Annotated in this window: 15 protein-coding genes and 5 tRNA genes; 14 read left to right on the forward strand and 6 right to left on the reverse strand. The window is 60.8% G+C overall.

All coding sequences use genetic code 11. The features are described 5' to 3' along the window. Positions 1–116 precede the first annotated feature (116 nt). The 5 genes from AB5Z05_RS16370 (at position 117) to AB5Z05_RS16390 (ending at position 599) form a co-directional block, all read left to right on the forward strand. Positions 117–191, forward strand: a tRNA-Gln gene (locus AB5Z05_RS16370). Between the two features lie 38 nt (positions 192–229). After that, positions 230–306 (forward strand) — tRNA-Met (locus AB5Z05_RS16375). A 10-nt stretch (positions 307–316) separates the two neighbouring features. Further along, positions 317–391 (forward strand) — tRNA-Gln (locus AB5Z05_RS16380). A 39-nt stretch (positions 392–430) separates the two neighbouring features. Then, a tRNA-Met gene (locus tag AB5Z05_RS16385) sits at positions 431–507 on the forward strand. Between the two features lie 8 nt (positions 508–515). After that, positions 516–599, forward strand: a tRNA-Leu gene (locus AB5Z05_RS16390). 218 nt (positions 600–817) lie between these two features. Here AB5Z05_RS16390 and AB5Z05_RS16395 read toward each other — a convergent pair. Next, positions 818–2650: an SLC13 family permease gene (locus tag AB5Z05_RS16395; protein WP_368152227.1), complete on the reverse strand. Its 1833-nt coding sequence runs from the start codon at positions 2648–2650 to the stop codon at positions 818–820. Between the two features lie 263 nt (positions 2651–2913). Here AB5Z05_RS16395 and pnuC point away from each other — a divergent pair, with 263 nt between their 5' ends. The 8 genes from pnuC (at position 2914) to nifJ (ending at position 12586) form a co-directional block, all read left to right on the forward strand. Then, the gene (gene pnuC / locus AB5Z05_RS16400; protein ID WP_005353925.1) at positions 2914–3630 is read left to right on the forward strand and encodes a nicotinamide riboside transporter PnuC; all 717 of its coding nucleotides are present in this window, start codon (positions 2914–2916) and stop codon (positions 3628–3630) included. A gap of 3 nt (positions 3631–3633) precedes the next feature. After that, on the forward strand, positions 3634–4359 hold the full coding sequence (locus AB5Z05_RS16405; RefSeq protein WP_368152229.1) for a nucleoside phosphorylase: 726 nt from the start codon (positions 3634–3636) through the stop codon (positions 4357–4359). A 104-nt stretch (positions 4360–4463) separates the two neighbouring features. Next, positions 4464–5135, forward strand: a complete 672-nt coding sequence (locus AB5Z05_RS16410) for a Crp/Fnr family transcriptional regulator (RefSeq protein WP_368152231.1) — start codon at positions 4464–4466, stop codon at positions 5133–5135. A 43-nt stretch (positions 5136–5178) separates the two neighbouring features. Beyond that, positions 5179–5499, forward strand: coding sequence for a N(4)-acetylcytidine aminohydrolase (yqfB, locus tag AB5Z05_RS16415; RefSeq protein WP_219271097.1), 321 nt, complete (start codon positions 5179–5181; stop codon positions 5497–5499). An 87-nt stretch (positions 5500–5586) separates the two neighbouring features. Beyond that, on the forward strand, positions 5587–6507 hold the full coding sequence (locus tag AB5Z05_RS16420) for an alpha/beta hydrolase (RefSeq protein WP_368152232.1): 921 nt from the start codon (positions 5587–5589) through the stop codon (positions 6505–6507). A 61-nt stretch (positions 6508–6568) separates the two neighbouring features. After that, positions 6569–6970, forward strand: coding sequence for a DUF1622 domain-containing protein (locus AB5Z05_RS16425; RefSeq protein WP_043822331.1), 402 nt, complete (start codon positions 6569–6571; stop codon positions 6968–6970). 200 nt (positions 6971–7170) lie between these two features. Then, positions 7171–8811, forward strand: a complete 1641-nt coding sequence (locus tag AB5Z05_RS16430) for an alpha-glucosidase (RefSeq protein ID WP_368152233.1) — start codon at positions 7171–7173, stop codon at positions 8809–8811. Positions 8812–9040: 229 nt separating this feature from the next. Further along, a complete protein-coding gene (gene nifJ, locus AB5Z05_RS16435) occupies positions 9041–12586 on the forward strand; it encodes a pyruvate:ferredoxin (flavodoxin) oxidoreductase (protein WP_368152235.1) in 3546 nt (1181 codons plus the stop codon). A gap of 111 nt (positions 12587–12697) precedes the next feature. Here the strand turns inward: nifJ and AB5Z05_RS16440 are convergent, their stop codons facing one another. Then, on the reverse strand, positions 12698–14074 hold the full coding sequence (locus AB5Z05_RS16440) for an MDR family MFS transporter (protein WP_368152236.1): 1377 nt from the start codon (positions 14072–14074) through the stop codon (positions 12698–12700). A 173-nt stretch (positions 14075–14247) separates the two neighbouring features. Between AB5Z05_RS16440 and AB5Z05_RS16445 the strand changes: the two genes are divergently transcribed. Further along, complete coding sequence (locus AB5Z05_RS16445) at positions 14248–14850, forward strand: HAD family phosphatase (protein ID WP_150995647.1); 603 nt, start codon at positions 14248–14250, stop codon at positions 14848–14850. 84 nt (positions 14851–14934) lie between these two features. Here AB5Z05_RS16445 and AB5Z05_RS16450 read toward each other — a convergent pair whose 3' ends face one another. The 4 genes from AB5Z05_RS16450 to astA all read right to left on the reverse strand — a co-directional run bounded on the left by AB5Z05_RS16450 (position 14935) and on the right by astA (position 18847). Then, complete coding sequence (locus AB5Z05_RS16450; protein ID WP_076491277.1) at positions 14935–15195, reverse strand: hypothetical protein; 261 nt, start codon at positions 15193–15195, stop codon at positions 14935–14937. A 233-nt stretch (positions 15196–15428) separates the two neighbouring features. After that, a complete protein-coding gene (locus AB5Z05_RS16455) occupies positions 15429–16226 on the reverse strand; it encodes a DUF1338 domain-containing protein (protein ID WP_159144220.1) in 798 nt (265 codons plus the stop codon). Positions 16227–16285: 59 nt separating this feature from the next. Then, the gene (gene astD / locus AB5Z05_RS16460) at positions 16286–17755 is read right to left on the reverse strand and encodes a succinylglutamate-semialdehyde dehydrogenase (protein WP_368152237.1); all 1470 of its coding nucleotides are present in this window, start codon (positions 17753–17755) and stop codon (positions 16286–16288) included. Positions 17756–17827: 72 nt separating this feature from the next. Continuing rightward, positions 17828–18847, reverse strand: a complete 1020-nt coding sequence (astA, locus tag AB5Z05_RS16465) for an arginine N-succinyltransferase (RefSeq protein WP_005334994.1) — start codon at positions 18845–18847, stop codon at positions 17828–17830. Between the last annotated feature and the right edge of the window lie 58 nt (positions 18848–18905).

Below are 18905 nucleotides of genomic sequence, written 5' to 3' on the forward strand. Positions count from 1 at the left end.
TATCGCCAAGCGGTAAGGCAGCGGGTTTTGATCTCGCCATCCCTAGGTTCGAATCCTAGTACCCCAGCCATTTTTAAAAGTTCTTTGCCAGTCTCATGACTGTTGAGGAGCGCTGTTGGGGTATCGCCAAGCGGTAAGGCAGCGGGTTTTGATCTCGCCATCCCTAGGTTCGAATCCTAGTACCCCAGCCATTTTCTGTTCTCTTCCACATCAGTGGTTGATAACAAACGGCTATGTAGCTCAGTTGGTTAGAGCATCGCACTCATAATGCGGGGGTCACAGGTTCGAATCCCGTCATAGCCACCATTATTTCTGTTGGGGTATCGCCAAGCGGTAAGGCAGCGGGTTTTGATCTCGCCATCCCTAGGTTCGAATCCTAGTACCCCAGCCATTTTTCTGTTCTCTTCCACATCTGTGGTCGATAACAAACGGCTATGTAGCTCAGTTGGTTAGAGCATCGCACTCATAATGCGGGGGTCACAGGTTCGAATCCCGTCATAGCCACCATTAATATTGCGGAAGTGGCGAAATTGGTAGACGCACCAGATTTAGGTTCTGGCGCCCTAGGCGTGAGAGTTCGAGTCTCTCCTTCCGCACCATTAATAGCAGTACCAAACAGACCAGCTCACGCTGGTTTTTTTGTATCTGAAATTTGCCTCTCCCCAGTTTTTCTCTCGCGCCTCTATTAACCCAGCTCCACGTTAATTCCCGTTCACGTCCCTCTTCATTTATTCCGAGCACGCCTTGCCACTCTTGTCTCCCGGCCATAAAAAAGCGGCCCGCAGGCCGCTGGTGCACACATTCATCATCCCGGTTATCAGAACGGGAAGAACCAGGGAATGGCTACCACGCTCACCGCCATCACCAGCAGGGTGAAGGGGACGCCGATACGGATAAAGTCGGCGAACTTGTAGTTGCCCGGTCCCAGAACCAGGGTATTCACCGGTGACGAGACCGGCGTCATGAAGGCGGCCGAGGCGGCGATGGCGATGGTCATGGCAAACGGATAGGGCGAGACTCCCATCTGCTGCGCCGTGCCCAAGGCAATCGGCGCCATCAATACCGCCGTCGCCGTGTTGGAGATGAACAAACCGATCACGGCGCAGAGGGCAAACAGACTGGCCAGCATCACCCGCGGCCCCATCTCTCCCACTGCGCTCATCAACCCGCCCACGATGAGATCCACCCCGCCGGTTTTTTGCAGCGCCAGCGCGAAGGGCAACATGCCGACAATCAGGATCAGGGTCGGCCAGTGGATCGACTTGTAGGCGCTCTCCATGTCGATGCAGCGAAACTTGCCCATCAGCAGACAGGCGATCAGCGCCGCAATCACGTTGGGCACCGGATCGGTCACCATCAGCAGGATCATCACGCCAAGACAAAAGAGGGCATGGATCGCCTGGCTGCGCGCTGGCGCCATCTCGTCTACCTCGGCCGGCAGCCCCATCAGCAGAAAGTCACGGCTGTGGGTTTGCAGCAGTCGGATATGACTCCAGTTGCCCACCACCAGCAGGGTATCCCCCATCTGCAGCGGCTCATCCACCAGCTTGCCACCCATCGTCTCGCCATCCCGGCGCAGCCCCACCACGCTCAAACCGTAGCTGGAGCGGAAGGTCACCTCACGCACGCTTTTACCCAGCAGCTTGGACTCGGGGATCAGCGACACCTCGGCCATCCCCACCTCCCGCGCCTGATCGGAGAAATACTCCCCGCGCAGGATCATGGGTTCGAGCCGCGCCTCGGTGCAAAACGCCCGCACATCCACCTCGGGATCTGACATGTCGATCAGCAGAACATCCTTGGCCTGAAATTCACTGATCCCCGACACCGGCACCATCACCCGGCGAAACTTGCGCCAGCGCTCCACCCCGATGACGTGGGCACCATAACGGGCGCGCAGTTGCAGCTCGTCCAGGGTGTGACCAATCAGCGGGGAGTCAGGCCGCAGCGCCAGACGACGGGCCCTACCGGCCAATCGGTAGTCTCGGATCAGATCGCGCAGGGTGCGGCGCCCGGTCGGCTTGCCTTTGCCCTCTTCTCCCTCGCCCACCAAGGAGCCGCGCACCAGCAGCATGTAGAGGATGCCCAGCCCCAGGATCAGCAGGCCCATGGGGGTGAAATCGAAGAACCCGAAACCATGTATGCCGTGGCGCATCAGCTCGCTGTTGACCACCATGTTGGGGGGCGTCGCCACCAGCGTCATCATGCCGCTGATCAGCCCGGCAAAACCGAGGGGCATCATCAGGCGACCGGCCGGGATCCCCATTCGATTCGCCACACTCAGCACCACCGGGATAAAGATGGCCACCACCCCGGTGCTGCTCATCACAGCCCCCAGACTTGCCACCGCCACCATCAGCAACACCAGCAGCTTGGTCTCGCTGCTGCCCGCCACCTTCACCAATGCATCCCCCACCTGATAGGCGATGCCGGTGCGAACCAGCCCCTCACCCACCACAAACAGGGCGGCAATCAGAATGACGTTGGGATCGCTAAAGCCCGCCAGCGCCTCCGGCAGGGTGAGGGTGCCGCTCAGCACAAAGAGGATAATGATCAACAGGGCGACCACATCCATGCGCACCTTGTTGGTCATGAAGAGATAGATGGCGCCAGCCAGCAGACAGAGCACCCAGACAAGCTCGGAATTCAATACAACCTCCTTTTATCACGTGATTCTCCTCCCGGAGAGTGGACTCTATCAGACCACAGCCACGGCGCTATCATCTTGCTACATATCAATAAAGTCCGGCCCGCCGGGGCACCATAACCCATCACTGCTGGAATAACCGGGCGGCAGCGGCGATTTCTTTGATATGGGCCAAGCCCGGGGCGGACAAAAGTCCTGCCCCTTCTCCCCCTCACCCCTTAGAATGGCGCCCTCGCATACTAACCCTCATGCCCAAGGATCAGAAAATGAGCATATTCGAGCTGTTCAGCATCAATAACACGCTAGTGACCATACCGCTGGGTGGCGGCTATGCCATGTCATGGATTGAAGCCATCGGCACCCTGTTTGGTCTAGCCTGTATCTGGTTCGCCAGTCAGGAGAAAACCATCAATTACCTGTTTGGTCTGATCAACGTCAGCCTGTTTGCCATCATCTTCTTCCAGATCCAGCTCTACGGACTGTTGATGTTGCAGCTGTTCTTCTTCTGCGCCAACGTCTACGGCTGGTACGCCTGGACCCGCCCGGCCAACGATCAGGGGGATACCCTGCAGATCCGCTGGCTCAGCAGATCCAAACTGATGGTGACCGCAGCCGTGAGCGTGCTGGCCATCGCTCTGCTGACCCGCTATATCGACCCGGTCTTCGCCACCCTGGCACGCACCTCGGTCTCCCTGCTCAACCTGTTTGGTGCCAACCTTGCCATCCCCGAGCCCTCCCCCGATGCCTTCCCGTTCTGGGATGCCAGCATGACGGTGCTCTCGGTCGTCGCCCAGATCCTGATGACCCGCAAATACGTGGAGAACTGGATCCTCTGGGTCGTCATCAACATCATCAGCATCGGTGTCTATGCCGCGCAGGGCGTCTACGCCATGTCGCTGGAGTACCTGATCCTGCTGTTTATCGCCGCCAACGGCACTCGCCTCTGGGTGATTGCCGCCAAGCGCCAGCCACAAGGTCTGTAAGCCATGACTCTGTTACCCCATCTCCAGTGCCGCCCCGACCAGATTGCCGAGCGAGTGGTACTGTGCGGCGACCCGGCCCGGGTCGATCGCATCGCCAGCCAGCTCGAACAGTGTGAAGTGCTGGGGCAAAACCGGGAGTTTCGCCTCATCAACGGCCGCTATCAGGGGCTGCCCATCACGGTCTGCAGCACCGGCATCGGCGGCGCCTCGGCCATCATAGCGCTGGAGGAGCTGGTGCAAGCCGGTGCCCGCTCGCTTATTCGGGTCGGCTCCGCCGGTGCCCTGCAACACGACATCGGGCTGGGCGACCTTATCGTGGTGGAAGGGGCTGTACGCAATGAGGGTGCCTCACAGGCCTATCTGCCCGCCGAGTACCCCGCCTGCGCCGATATCTGGCTGCAGGCCGCCTTGCTCAACCATGTGGTAACCGGCAGCCAGCCTCATTGGCACGGGCTGGTGCGCTCCCACGACAGCTTCTATCGGGATGACGAGCAGGAGGTATGCCGCTACTGGCATGCCCGTGGCGTGCTGGGCGCCGATATGGAAACTGCCTCTCTACTGACGGTGGGGCGCCTGCGCAAGGTGCGGGTTGCCGCCGTGCTCTGCAACGTGGTGCTGTTCGAGCAGGATGTGCAGGATGGGGTCAATGAGTACGCCAACGCCGAGCAGGCCATGATGAACGGCGAGCGAAACGCCATCGCCGCCGCCCTCCACGCCCTGGTGCAATAACCCGCAAACCGTTAATCACGGCACATTCGACAGGAGGCGGGCTGGTATCCGGCCCGCGCTCTTGCTAGCCTCATGGCCCTCGTCATCGGTGCGACAGGTACGTCATGCAGCAACAGCCCTATCCCCTCGGTCGTTTTCACGCCGAACTCGCCAAACTGGAACCCCGCTTTGCCGCGGCGCTGGAAGCGTGCACCCTGTTTCTGCGTCGCTACCTGCCGGGCGAATCCATCATGCGGCAGGGGGAGCTGAGCGAGCAGCTCTATCTGGTGGGCGCAGGGCGGGTCTCCCTCAATAGCGCCGTCCACTCGGGCCGCATCTTCCAGCTCGGCGAGATTGAGTGTCACAGCCAGCTCTTCGGCGAAATGGAGTTCTTCAGCGCCACCCCGGTGCAGTGGAACGTGGTGGCCGAGACCGAACTCGACGCCCGGGTCATCTGTGCCGACAAGCTGGCCCAGCGCCTGCTGGCCGAGCCCGAGCTGACCCTCTTCTTCGCCGCGGCGCTTGCCAGCGACTATCTCGATACGCTGGAGATCACCACCAGCCGACTGCTCCACCCCATCGCCTACAACATCGCCTATGAGTTGTGGCGAGAACGCCAGCGCACCCCCATGCTGGGGTCACGTAAGCGGGCCCACGAGGCGGCGCGCTTCGGCACCACAGAGCGGGTTTACCGCCGTGCCCTCAAGGAGCTGGTCGAACAGGGCATAGTGGCCGACGGCAGTGACGGCCCCGTTATCGCCGATCTGACCAGGCTGCGCGCCTATCTCGACCTTTGATTTCCATTCATCCCATTTCGATTCACCCTGTCAGGAGAGAGCCATGTCTACCCATCCCGAATTCACCTTCTTCAGCCGCTTCGTTGCCGACATTCAGGCGGGCCGCAAGACCATCACCATCCGCGACGAGAGCGAGGCCAACTGGCAGCCCGGCCAGCGGCTGGCGCTGTTCACCAACCCGGAACACCAGCCCTTTGGCACCATCGAGGTGCTCTCCGTCAATGCTGTAGCCTTCGATGAACTGAACGACGAGCACGCCCGTCAGGAGAACATGACCCTCCCCGAGCTCAAACAGGTGATCCGCGATATCTACCCCGCTCTGCCGCCGCTCTATGTGATTGAATTCCAGCTGCTTGAAGTCTGATTTTGTGAGCTGCCTCAGCTAACGCCGGTTGCGCTCTCTGGCTAAAGGCGCAAAACAACTGTTTTTATATACAGTTGTTGGTGAATTATGGATACACAACTTGAACCGGCCATTGCGGCCATGGTGGCAGAGTTCATCGCTGCAGGCCGCCCCAAGGCGAGCAGCCTGAGCTGGCAGAAGCGGCGTGAAGGCTATCTTGCTTCAGCCATATTGGGTGGTGAACGGGAGGAGGTTGGCGCTGTCGAAGAGTGGCAAAACGGCCATTATTCCGTTCGCCTCTATCAGCCAGCGTCCACCTCAAGTGCAAGCCATCCGGCCCTGATCTACTTTCATGGCGGCTGTTTTGTCAGCGGCGAGTTCGACACCCACGACCGCCAGATGCGCATGCTGTGTAATCGCGCCGAAGCACTGGTGTTCGCGGTACATACCCGCCTTGCCCCTGAACACACCTATCCTGCAGCACACGACGACGCACTGGCAGCCACGCTCGCCATCATGGCCGATGTGGAGAAATGGCATGGGGATCCGGCACGGATTGTCCTTGCGGGCGACAGTGCCGGCGGCCACCTCGCCCTGATCACCACCTTGCGACTCAAGGAGCAAGGTGCACCCTTGCCTGCAGCCCAACTGCTCATCTATCCGATGCTCGATGCTGCGGGCGACAGTGACAGCTATCGGCAGCTAGGGGATGACTACCTCATCACCCGCGACATGCTGTTAAGCGGTTTTCACGCCTATCTGGGTGAACTGCCCACCACTCACCCCGGAGCCAGCCCGCTCCACCATCCTGCCCTGTCAGGATTGCCGCCGACCCATATCGTAACGGCGGAATATGATCCGCTGCGCGATGAAGGGGAAGCCCTCTATCGCAAACTGCTGCAAGCCGGAGTCACGGCTACCTGTCAGCGGCAACTGGGTGTTATACACGGCTTCTTCCAGTTGGCAGGTGTGAGCCAGGCAGCCCGTCAGACAATTGAGCAGATCGCGATGCTTATCAGGCACCTCTGATTTGGCCTTTGCCGAGCGATGTGTTAATAGTGTCCTCTTTTGAATCAGGGAGGTGACCCGAGTGTTTGAGATAGCGAGCCTGAGAGAAGGGATGATGCACGGGGTCGAGCTGTTCCAGCTGCTGCTGGAGATCATCTCCATCGCCTGTGTGGTGATAGGGCTTGGCAAGACCCTCTGGCTGGCGGCACGGATGGAGGATCACGAACCGGGCTTTCCGCGCATTCGCCTCTGTTTTGGCAGCTGGCTCATTCTGGCGCTGGAGTTCCAGCTCGCCGCTGACATCCTGGCCACCACGGTCGCGCCAAGCAAGGAGGAGCTGATCCGCCTTGCCATCATCGCGGTGATCCGCACCTTCCTGAACTACTTCCTCGGCAAGGAGCTGGAAGCACAAGCGGAACGCCAGCAAGAGAAGGCAGAGCGCCAGCAGGAGCAGCGCAGCGAGCAGGCCAAGGCTGCTCAATAACCAGTATTCCTGCATAGCATCAACGCTAAGTGCCGTGCCATCCCGACCACAGCCGTGGCCCGGGATGGCACCTTTGTGACCCTTCCCGCACTTTTGGCAATCAGCCAACTATGGAACCCTTTTCAAGGTTTCCCCTGCCCTGTCGAGTACCCGTTCATCTGCGTAAGATAGAAAATCTTCTCCCCTAACCGGCCAAGCTGATGAATACGCACTCCCTTCACACGCCCGATATCGACCTCGATAGCTGCGTCATCTACCAGATCTACCCCATGAGTTTTCAGGACAGCGATGGCGACGGCATGGGCGATATCAACGGCATCCGTCAGCGCCTCGACTATCTGGCCACCCTCGGAGTCGATATGCTCTGGCTCACCCCCATCTATCGCTCCCCCAAGCGGGACAATGGCTATGATGTGGCGGACTACCGAGCCATCGACCCCGCCTTCGGTACCCTGACCGAGATGGAGCAGCTGATAGCCGAAGCGGCCGCTCACGGCATCGGCATCATGATGGATATCGTCGCCAACCACACCTCTACCGAGCACGAGTGGTTTATGAAGGCACTGGCCGGCGACTCGCGCTATCAGGAGTACTACGTATTTCGCGATCAAGCCTTTGTCGATGCTCACCCCATTACCTCGATTTTTGGCGGCAGCGGCTGGCAGTATGTGCCAGCGCTTGATCGCTACTATCTGCACAACTTCGATCCCAGTCAGGCCGATCTGGACTGGGATAACCCGGCGGTGCGTGCCGAGATGGCAGAGGTGATCAACTTCTGGCTGGGCAAAGGGATCAAGGGATTTCGCTTCGATGTGATCGATATGGTGAGCAAGGAGTGGGACCGACTGGCCATGAGCAACGGCCCGCGCCTGCACGACTATATCCGCGAGCTCAATGCCGCCAGCTTCGGCGGCAAGGGGATCATCACGGTGGGGGAGACCTGGGGGGCCGATCTCTCCCATATGCAGAACTATTCGAACCACGATGGCAGCGAGTTCAGCATGGTGTTCAACTTCGAGCATCTGGGGCTCGGCAGTGACAAGTGGTCATCCCGCTTCGATCCCCTCGCCTTCAAGCGAGCCATGGCCCGCCACCAGCAAGGGCTGCACGGTCAGGGCTGGAACAGCCTGTTTCTCGGCAACCACGACCTGCCTCGCGCCGTCTCCCGCTTTGGCGATGACAGGCCAGAATGGCGGGAAACCAGCGCCAGGCTGTGGGCCATGGTGCTGCACATGATGCAGGGCACTCCCTTCATCTATCAGGGGGAGGAGCTCGCCATGACCAACCGCCACTGGCAGCCGGGCGAGCTGCGCGATGTGGAGGCCATCAACTACCGCGCCAGCCAGTCAGGGCTGGATCCTGCCGAGCTGAGTCGGCGGCTCGATGCCATCGGCCGCGACAACGCCCGTACCCCGATGCAGTGGGACGCCGGCCCCCACGCCGGTTTCAGCACGGCCACGCCCTGGATCGCCCTCAACGCCAATCACATCGAGATTAATGCCGCCGAGCAGCTGGCCCGCCCCGACTCGCCGTTTCACTGCTATCGCCAGCTTATCGCCCTGCGCAAGGCCCACCCGGTCGTTCGCCACGGCAATTTCGAGCTGCTGGATGGGGATGATCCCGAGCGCATCAGCTATCGCCGCCACTGGCAGGATCCGGCTAGCGGAGAACAGCACACCCTGCTGCTGCTCGCCAATCTCACGGCCAATCCCTTGACGATGCCCCACTTCGACAAGGTGACAGACGAGATGCGGTTGCTGCTGGCCAATTACCCAAACGAACCACTGCCACTCTTCGCCCCTTATCAGTGTGCCATCTGGCTGCGAGTGGAGCAGGGTTAACCCCGTGCTGACGGGCCAAAGCAATGGCCCGTCAATCGCTACTCCACCGGCTACCAGCAGAAAATCACGCCCCCACATGATGGGATTAAATTAACCACTATTACTGACTTATTAATTGATTATTTATCCCGTTTGATACGCTCTTATTGCCCCTCTTACTATGCCTGCGACCTATCCATTACCGATGCAACTATCGGCCTTCAAACTGGCATAGCAAAGTGGAAAACAGATGATCACCACAGACGGGAATAACGCAGTCGCCTCGGTGGCGTACCGCACCAGCGAAGTCATCGCCATCTACCCCATCACCCCCAGCTCGGCCATGGCTGAGCAGTCGTCGGCCTGGTCGAGCGAGCGGGGCAAGAACCTCTGGGGGGATGTGCCTCGGGTTGTCGAAATGCAGTCGGAAGGGGGCGCCATCGCTGCCGTCCACGGTGCCCTGCAGACCGGCGCGCTGGCGACCTCGTTTACCTCGTCGCAGGGTTTGCTGCTGATGATCCCCAACCTCTACAAGCTGGCGGGTCAGCTTATCCCCTTCGTACTGCATGTGGCGGCGCGCACCGTGGCGACCCATGCGCTATCGATCTTTGGCGATCACTCGGACGTGATGGCGGTGCGCCAGACCGGCTGCGCCATGCTCTGTGCCAGCAATGTGCAGGAGGCGCAGGACTTTGCCCTGATCTCCCAGATAGCGAGCCTCAACAGCCGCCTCCCCTTTATCCACTTCTTCGACGGCTTTCGTACCTCTCACGAGATCGCCAAGATAGCGCCGCTCGCTGACGACACCCTGCGCGCCCTGCTGCCCGCAGATGCCATCCGCGCCCATCGTGACCGGGCGCTCACCCCCGACAAACCGGTCATTCGCGGCACCGCCGCCAACCCGGACACCTACTTCCAGTGCCGGGAGGCGAGCAACCCCTGGTATGACGCCGCCTATGGCCATGTGAGCAAGGCGATGCAGGCTTTTGGCGAGCAGACCGGCCGCCACTACCGACCGTTTGAATATGTCGGCCACCCGCAGGCGGAGCGGATTGTGGTGCTGATGGGCTCGGCCATCGGCACCTGCGAGGAAGTCATCGAGCGCCTGCAGGCCCAAGGGGAGAAGGTGGGGTTGGTGAAGGTGCGCCTCTACCGCCCCTTCTCGGCCAAGCACCTGCTGGCCGCGATTCCCGAGAGTGCCCACGCCATCGCCGTTCTGGATCGTACCAAGGAGCCGGGCGCACAGGCCGAGCCCCTCTATCTCGACGTGATGACGGCGCTTGCCGAAGCGGTCAGCCGGGGCGAGCGGGCAAGCCTGCCACGGGTGATCGGCGGCCGCTATGGCCTCTCCTCCAAAGAGTTCGGCCCCGCCTGCGCGCTGGCGGTGTTTGCTGAACTGGCGCAAGAGAACCCGCGTCCGCGCTTTACCGTCGGCATCTTCGATGACATCACAGGCCTCTCGCTACCGCTGCCCACGCTGGATTCGCAAAGCCCCATCCACAGCCAGCAACACAAGCTGGAAGCGCTCTTCTACGGCCTTGGCAGCGATGGCACCGTCTCGGCGGCCAAGAACAGCATCAAGATCCTCGGCAACCACACCGACCTCTATCCGCAGGGCTATTTCGTCTACGATTCCAAGAAGGCGGGTGGCCTCACCGTCTCTCACCTGCGGGTGGGCGAGCGGCCGCTGCAGTCGGCCTATCTGGTGGAAGAGGCGGACTTTATCGGCTGCCATCAGTGGCAGTTTGTCGACAAGTACCGGATGGCGGAGCGCTTGAAAGCGGGCGGCATCTTCCTGCTCAACTCCCCCTACAGCGAAGCGGAGATCTTGCAGCGCCTCCCCAGCGAGGTACAGCACGCCCTGCGCGAGAAAGAGGCGCGCTTCTACATCATCAACGCCGCCAAAATTGCCCGCGACTGCCAGCTCGGCAACCGCATCAATACCGTGATGCAGATGGCCTTCTTCCAGCTCAGCGCCATCATTCCCCCCGCAGAGGCGACCAGCCTGCTGAAGCAGGCCGTCGCTACCAGCTATGGCAGCAAGGGACAGACACTGGTCGAGCGCAACTGGATGGCACTGGAGGCAACCTGCGCCGCCCTGACCCGGGTGCCGCTGGGTGAGCTGGATCCCGCCAGCCGTCCCCGCCCGCCGGTGGTTTCGGCCAAGGCCCCCGACTTTGTCCAGACCGTCACCGCCGCCATGCTGGCGGGACTGGGTGACAGCCTGCCTGTCTCGGCCTTCCCGCCGGATGGCACCTGGCCGGTCGGCACCACCCGCTGGGAGAAGCGCAACATCGCCAAGGAGATCCCCATCTGGGAGGCGGAGCTCTGCACCCAGTGCAACTACTGTGTCGCTGCCTGTCCCCACTCGGCCATTCGCGCCAAGGTGGTGGAACCGGATGCGCTGGCCGCTGCCCCCGCCACTCTGGATGCGCTGGATGTGAAATCCCGCGATATGCGCGGCCAGCAGTACGTGCTGCAGGTGGCGCCGGAGGATTGCACCGGCTGCAACCTCTGCGTCGAGGTGTGCCCGGCCAAGGATCGCAGCAACCCGGATCGCAAGGCGATCAATATGGCTTCACGCCTCGATCACCTCGACGCGCAGAAGGCCAACTACGACTTCTTCCTCGATCTGCCAGAGCGCAGCGCCGAGCAGCTGGAGCGCATCGACATCCGCACCTCCCAGCTCATCTCGCCGCTGTTTGAATACTCCGGCGCCTGCTCCGGCTGTGGCGAGACTCCCTACATCAAACTGCTGACCCAGCTCTATGGCGATCGGCTGCTGATTGCCAACGCCACCGGCTGCTCGTCCATTTATGGCGGCAACCTGCCTACCACCCCTTACACCACCAACGCCGACGGGCGCGGCCCAGCCTGGGCCAACTCGCTGTTTGAAGACAACGCCGAGTTCGGACTAGGCTTCCGCCTCACCGTCGATCAGCACAGGGAGCGGGTGCGCCGTCTGCTGGCGAGCCTCGGCGACACAATTCCGGCAGCGCTGCGCGAGGCGCTCGGCGATGCCACCCTGCCGGTTTCCAAGCAGCGGGCCCATATCCAGCAGTTGCGAGCGCTGCTGCAGGAGAGCCAGATCCCGGCAGCCCAAGAGCTGGCTCGCGATGCGGACTATCTAGTGGAAAAATCGGTCTGGCTCATCGGCGGCGATGGCTGGGCCTACGACATCGGCTTTGGTGGACTCGACCATGTGTTGAGTCTGGGGGAGAACATCAATGTGCTGGTGCTCGACACCCAGTGCTACTCCAACACCGGCGGCCAGCAATCGAAGGCGACGCCACTCGGGGCCATTACCAAGTTTGGCGAGCAGGGCAAGCGCAAGGGACGCAAGGATCTCGGCGCCAGCGTGATGATGTATGGCCACGTCTATGTGGCGCAGATCTCCCTCGGCGCCCAGATGAACCAGACGGTGAAGGCGATTCAGGAGGCGGAAGCCTACCCGGGCCCCTCACTCATCATTGCCTACAGCCCCTGCGAGGAGCATGGCTACGACATGGCCGAGAGCCATGAGCAGATGAAGCAGCTGACCGCCACCGGCTTCTGGCCGCTCTACCGCTTCGATCCGCGCCGCGCAGAAGAGGGCAAACTGCCGCTGGCACTCGACTCGCGGGCCCCCAATGCCTCGCTGGCCGAGACCTTGCGCCACGAGCCCCGCTTCCAACGGCTGGAGCGCCAGCTGCCGGAGGTGGCCAGCCAGCTCTATCAAGAGGCGGAGCAGGAGGCCAATCGCCGCTTCGCCTGGCTGAGCCAGCTGGCAGGCAAGGAGAGTCCGGCGCAGGAGTAAGCCGCGTTCGGCTTGATGGCAACAGCCACTCTATTTACCAAATAACCATCAGGGCTCCCCGCGGGGTGCCCTGATGGTAGCTATGGTGAGCCAATATCGGCGCAGGCCAAATCAGGCGCTGATGGAGGCAAGCTCGTGGCGTTTCAACGCCAGCAGGGTGATGAGCAGCGCCAGCGTGGCGATCAGTGCCATGCCGATATAGGTCGCGCTGAAGCCTGGGGCCAGCAGATCGGGGGCGAGCCGGCTCAGATCGCCATCGCTGCCGGCTGGCTGGCGGAAGTGAAACAGCATGGAGCAGATGGCCACGCCGACGGCACCGCCGAGCTCCCGCCCGAAGTTGAACAGCGACATGCCGATGCCGCGATCTTCCCGTGGCAGAGCATTCTGCACCACCACGGAGAGGGCGGGCAGCACCAGACCGAGACCGATACCGGCAAACCCGAGCGCCAGCCTGACCCAGGCATCGAAGTGGATCTGCCACAGAGCCACCGCAGCGAGGCCAAAGCCCACCGCGACAAAGCTCTTGTAGTGGCCGGTACGGCCAATCAGCTTGCCGCCGACAAAGGCACCGGCAGTGATGCAAATCATGAAGATGACCATGATGGCGCCGCTCTCGCTGGCGCTCATCCCCTTCTGCCACTGCATCTGCAACGGCAGATAGACCAGCACGGCAAACATCAGCAACTGGGAGAGCATCACCAGCAGCACGCTCACCAGATAGCCGGGCAGCCGGGCCAGATGGGCGGGCAATATGGGGTCGTGGGCACGCCGCTCAATCAGAATGAGCAACAGCAGCGCAACGCCCAGCGCCGCCGAGAGCCAGACGGCGGGCAGCGCCGCCTCCGGCGAGAGCAGCAACAGGGTGAGCGTGGTGACGGTAATCAGCAGACCCGCCCCCTTCCAGTCGAAGCGACTGTGGCGACGCACGTTGAGCTGCTTGAGGTTGCGGTTGATGAGAAAGACTGCAAGCGCCCCGAGCGGCAGATTGATCCAGAAGATCCAGCGCCAGCTGAGTTGCTCGGTGAAGTAGCCGCCAAGCAAGGGGCCAGCGATACTGGAGACCGCATAGACCGCCGAAATGTAGCCCTGATATTTGCCCACCTCCCGTGGCGGAATGGTGTCGGCAATCACGGTAAACGCGAGGGCAATCAGACCGCCGCCCCCCAGCCCTTGCAGCACCCGCGCAGCCAACAGGGTCGGCAGATCCTGGGAGAGCGCGCAGGCCACCGAGCCCGCCAGAAACAGGCCGATGCCGATATTGAGCATCCGCACCCGGCCAAAGAGATCGCTCAGCTTGCCGTAGAGGGGCAGCACGGCAGTAGCCGCCAGCAGGTAGGCGGTGACCACCCAGGTGAGGGCGGCACCGGCATGCAGCTCGGCGCCAATCATGGGCAGCGGGGTGGTGACGATGCTCTTTTCCAGTGAACCGAGCGCGATCACCAGCGCCACACTGGAGAAAATGGTTTTGGGGGATATTTTCGAGGTCATAAGCGGACTCGCAGATCTGATATGCCAAAGTATCCGGCAATAAACGGATTATTGTCTCACAAATCAGCAAGAGATAGAAAAAACGGCGGCCACAATCTACCCAACCATGAAGCCGATCCCACAAAGTGCCGACCGTTTCTGCTAGCCTGCTTTATTTGATTCAAGGAGCCCCCATGAGCGAGCGTGAGCAGTACGGGTTTGATCACTACGATGCCCTAATTTTCGATATGGATGGCACTTTGGTAGATTCCATGCCCCTCCATCTGGATGCCTGGGAGCTCACCTGCGCCGAGTTCGGCATCCCCTTCGAGCGGGATCAGCTCTATCAGTACGGCGGCATTCCCACCCGCAAGATCATCGCCATGCTGGCCGAGCAGCAGGGGCTGACGGTGGATGTCGAGGCTTTTACCCGCCGCAAGATTGCACTCTATATGGCACATATCGACAAGGTCAGCGTCTTTCCCAAGATGTGGGAGCTGGTCAGGCACTATCACGGCAAGGTCAAGATGGGGATTGGCACCGGTTCACCGCGCAATCAGGCGGAGTCGATCCTGAAGAGTACCGGGCTCGATGCCTATATCTCTGTGGTGGTGAGTGCCGATGATGTCACCAACCACAAACCGCACCCTGATACCTTCTTGCAGGTGGCCGAATTGCTCGGCGCCAATCCGGCCAACTGTCTGGTGTTTGAAGATACCCGCATCGGGCTTGAGGCTGGCAAGGCGGCAGGGATGGATACCGTGCTGGTTATCGAAGGTGACCTGCACCAGCGGTAAAGTACTCAGGGCAAGCAGGCAAACCGATAAAATGGTGTCATGACAGTGGCACCATTTTTTATTCAGGTGAGCATAGCGGCAGCGTCAGTGCCCGGACAGAGTTGCGATCACCGCCGGAATAGTGGCAACCGTCAGACAAAGGGCGTTGGCGTTGGCCTCATCCTGTAGTGCCTGATGAGTGCGAAGCAGCTCAAGGGCTTCGGCCGGGGTATCTGCAAAGGTGGGGGCGGCGATGGCGGCAAATCCCTGTTCGACCAGTTGACGACGCTCATCGCTATAGCTGGGCGCATTGGCATCTAGATAGGTAAGCGCCTGACCCTGCTTGAAAAAGTGATAGTTAGGCATCGATTGGCCCCGCAAAAATAAAGCGCCATTCTACTCCTTTTTGCTCCACCGCCAGCGTCAATCTGTGTCGTCTCAAGTGATCTCGTTCACATTTTTATCAACACACATTTACCGGTTGGGCTCCGTACAAATCCCCTTCCCACGCGGCGTCAGACAACACTCGCCACCGTCACTCGGCGCCAAACAAAACGCCTCCACGAGGAGGCGTTGCGACTGAAACAGGGTCGCTCCCGTTACATGGCATTCGTCGATTCGAAGATCTTGTCCGCCGAGGCCTCGACAAAGCCCGGATAGAGCACACCATCGGCCTGCGGATAGCGCAGGGCAAACTCGTAGAAGCAGCTCGGGATGGTACGCACCCCATCGCTGAACGGAACCTCGGCTTTGTCCGCCATGGTGGAGGATTGCTCCAGCATCACCTGCGGATCCCCCTTCACCTCGCCACCCACGCTGTTGAGGACAAAACCCGCCGCCTTGAGCGCCGCATTGACCTGATGGATGGTGTCGAAATCCTTCAACTTGTTGATATTGACCGTGAAGTGGTTGGCACGATAGCCCCATGCTGCCATCCATGCCGCGTACTCGCTCTCCGCCAGCAGGGTCTGATAATCGGCATAGGAGACCTGCCAGGGGGCGCCGGTGTAGAGAAATGCCGGGGTATCGGTCAGATGATCGGGCACCTGATCCGCCAGTTTATGGATGATAGCCTGCGCCGCCGGGGAGAGTTCTTCGACCTTCAGCTCGCTGATAAAGACCTTGGGCGCGTCCGGATCTTTGTGCTCGAAGTGCTTGGCGTAGAGCTTCTTGGCCTTGAACACATACTCGCCCTTCTGCTCGTAACCGAGCGCCAGAAAGTGGGCGGCCAGCTTCTCCAGCCCCAGCTTGGGCAGGTTGTAGGTACGAAACGCCACGTGATCGTTGACGATGGGCTCGCCGCCACCCAGCAGGGTGTGCACCTTGAGGGCGCTCGGGGTCACCTTGATATAGTTGTCCCACAGATGGCTGAACAGGGTGTCGATATCCTTTTGCATCTCTCTTTCCTTTGATTGCGGGTACAGATGGGGGCACCGCTGGATGCCCCGTGTCGTTATTAGAAGCGCAGGCCGGGCGACAGTTGATCCGGCATGGCGGCTTTGCTGTCTTCAACGGAGGCAACTGGGTAAGCACAGTAATCAGCAGCGTAGTAGGCGCTTGCCCTGTGGTTGCCGGAAGCGCCGATGCCACCAAACGGCGCGGCACTGGAGGCGCCGGTGATGGGTTTGTTCCAGTTGACGATACCGGCGCGGATCCGCTTGAAGAAATGGTGCCAGTCCGCCTCCTTGTCCCCCAGCAGACCGGCCGAGAGACCGTAGCGGGTGGCGTTGCCCTGATCGATTGCGGCATCGAAATCGTCATAGCGAATGAGCTGCAGCAGCGGGCCGAAGTACTCTTCGTCAGGCAGCGCGCTCACTGAGGTCACGTCGATAATGCCCGGGGAGACAAAGCCTGTGCCCGCTTCCAGGTGCTTGAGGGTAAGCAGGCTCTCGCCACCGAGGCGCTGCAGGTTGGCTTGCGCCTCGACCATGCCCTGTGCTGCCTTCTCGCTTATCATCGAGCCCATGAACGGCTGCTCGGCGGCGTCATAGAGGCCTACCTTGATCTGGCTGACCACCTCGATCAGTCGCTTGACCAGCGCATCGCCCCGCTCGCCGCGCTCGACAAACAGACGGCGGGAACAGGTGCAACGTTGACCCGAGGTGATAAATGCCGACTGGACGATGGCATGGACGGCGCCGTCGATGTCACTCACCTCTTTCACGATCAGCGGGTTGTTGCCGCCCATCTCGAGAGCCAGAATTTTGCCCGGCTGACCGGCAAACTGTTGATGGAGGAAATGACCGGTGCGGGAAGAACCAGTAAAGAAGAGGCCGTCGATGTCGGGGTTGCCAGCCAGCGCCTTGCCAGTCTCTACCTCCCCTTGCACCAGATTGAGCACGCCATTGGGCAGCCCCGCCTCCTGCCACACCTTGACCATGGCTTCGGCCACCATGGGGGTCAGCTCGGAGGGTTTGAATACCACGGCGTTACCCGCAATCAGTGCCGGTACGATATGGCCGTTGGGCAGATGGCCCGGGAAGTTGTAGGGGCCGAACACCGCCACCACACCGTGGGGCTTGTGACGGACAAACGCCTTGGCGCCCGGCATGGCATTTTCAACGGTGCCGGTACGCTCGTCGTGCGCCCGGATGGAGATGGCAATCTTGCCCTGCATGGCGGCTACTTCGGTGCGGGTCTCCCACAGCGGTTTGCCTGTTTCACGGGCGATGGTCAGGGCCAGCGCCTCTTTCTGCTCGCCAAGCAGGTCGGCATAACGACGCACTATGGCCAGACGATCCTCAAGGCTCATGTCCGCCCAATGGTAGAAGGCGGCACGGGCGGCCTTGACGGCGGCATCCACCTGCGCCGTGCTGGCGGCAGCCCCCTGCCAGATCACCTCGTTCTTGGCCGGATCGGTTGACTCGAACGGCTTGCCTTCACCGGCAAGCCACTGACCGTCGATAAATTGCACTAACTGGCTCATCCATTCACTCCCTGTCGCTGGCAGGCAGCCTCGGCTGCCTGTCTGATAATCGGTTTGCTTGTCCTGTTTGCCTCAGTCGAGGTCAACCACCCGCACCATGTCGCCATCCTGCACCTTGAGTGCCGCCGCCATCTTGGGCGGAATGATGGCTTCATGCTTGTCGAGATCGACCCGGATATTGCCGTAGCAGGCGCGGTAATGCTCGAAACGGCTGTTGCAGATAAGGTGGGTCTTGCCACCGATGGGCTCGCCCACCAGCACCCGCAGTTTCTTGCTGCGGCGCACGCTGCGGATATTCTTCACGTCGCACTCGACGGTGGGGCCCGCATCGAAAATATCGACGTAGCCACGGTTCACGAAGCCCTCGTCCTGCAGCATCTTGATGGCGGGACGGGTTTTCTCGTGGGTCTGACCGATAACGGCGCGCGCCTCTTTGCTCAGCAAATTGACGTAGATGGGGTACTTGGGCATCAATTCGGCGATAAAGCGCTTCTTGCCGATGCCGGTCAGATAGTCGACGGTGGGAAAATCCATCGAGAAGAAATGGGTTTGCAGCCACTCGTAGAAGGGGCTGTGACCGTTGGCATCGGAGACGCCGCGCATCTCGGCGAAGACGGTCTCGTCAAACAGCTCAGGGTGCTCGGCCATAAACAGGAAGCGGTGCTTGGAGAGCAGGCGGCCGTTGAGCCCCTCGCGGGCACATTCGCGCAAGAACAGGGTGCAGAGCTCGGAGTTGCCGGTGTAGTCGTTGGAGAGGGTCAGGGTTTCAACGACGTTGTAGATGCCGAGCTTGGGAGAAGAGTGCACCACTTTGCCGATGTGGTAGTTGTAAAACGGCTGGGAGAGGCCAACCGCGGCATCGATGGCACAGGTGCCGACCATCTCGCCAGTCTCCAGATCCTCAGCCACGAAGAAGTAGAGGCAGTCCCCCTTGCCTGCGGGCTTGTCGGAAAAAGTCTGGGTAGAGGCATCAATCTTGCGCTGCAGCAGCTCATCGTTGACGGGCAACGAGGTCATGCCGGTGCCGGACTCGATGGCGCAGGTCTTGAGCCCGGCAAAATCTTTTTGCTCGATGGGACGGATAACCAACATAAATGACAACTCCCTTTCATTGACGACAGGTGGGGTCCCGGCTCCTGCCGGGAGAGCT

This window comes from Aeromonas sp. R2-4 (assembly GCF_040908365.1).
Taxonomy (GTDB): Bacteria; Pseudomonadota; Gammaproteobacteria; order Enterobacterales; family Aeromonadaceae; genus Aeromonas; species Aeromonas veronii.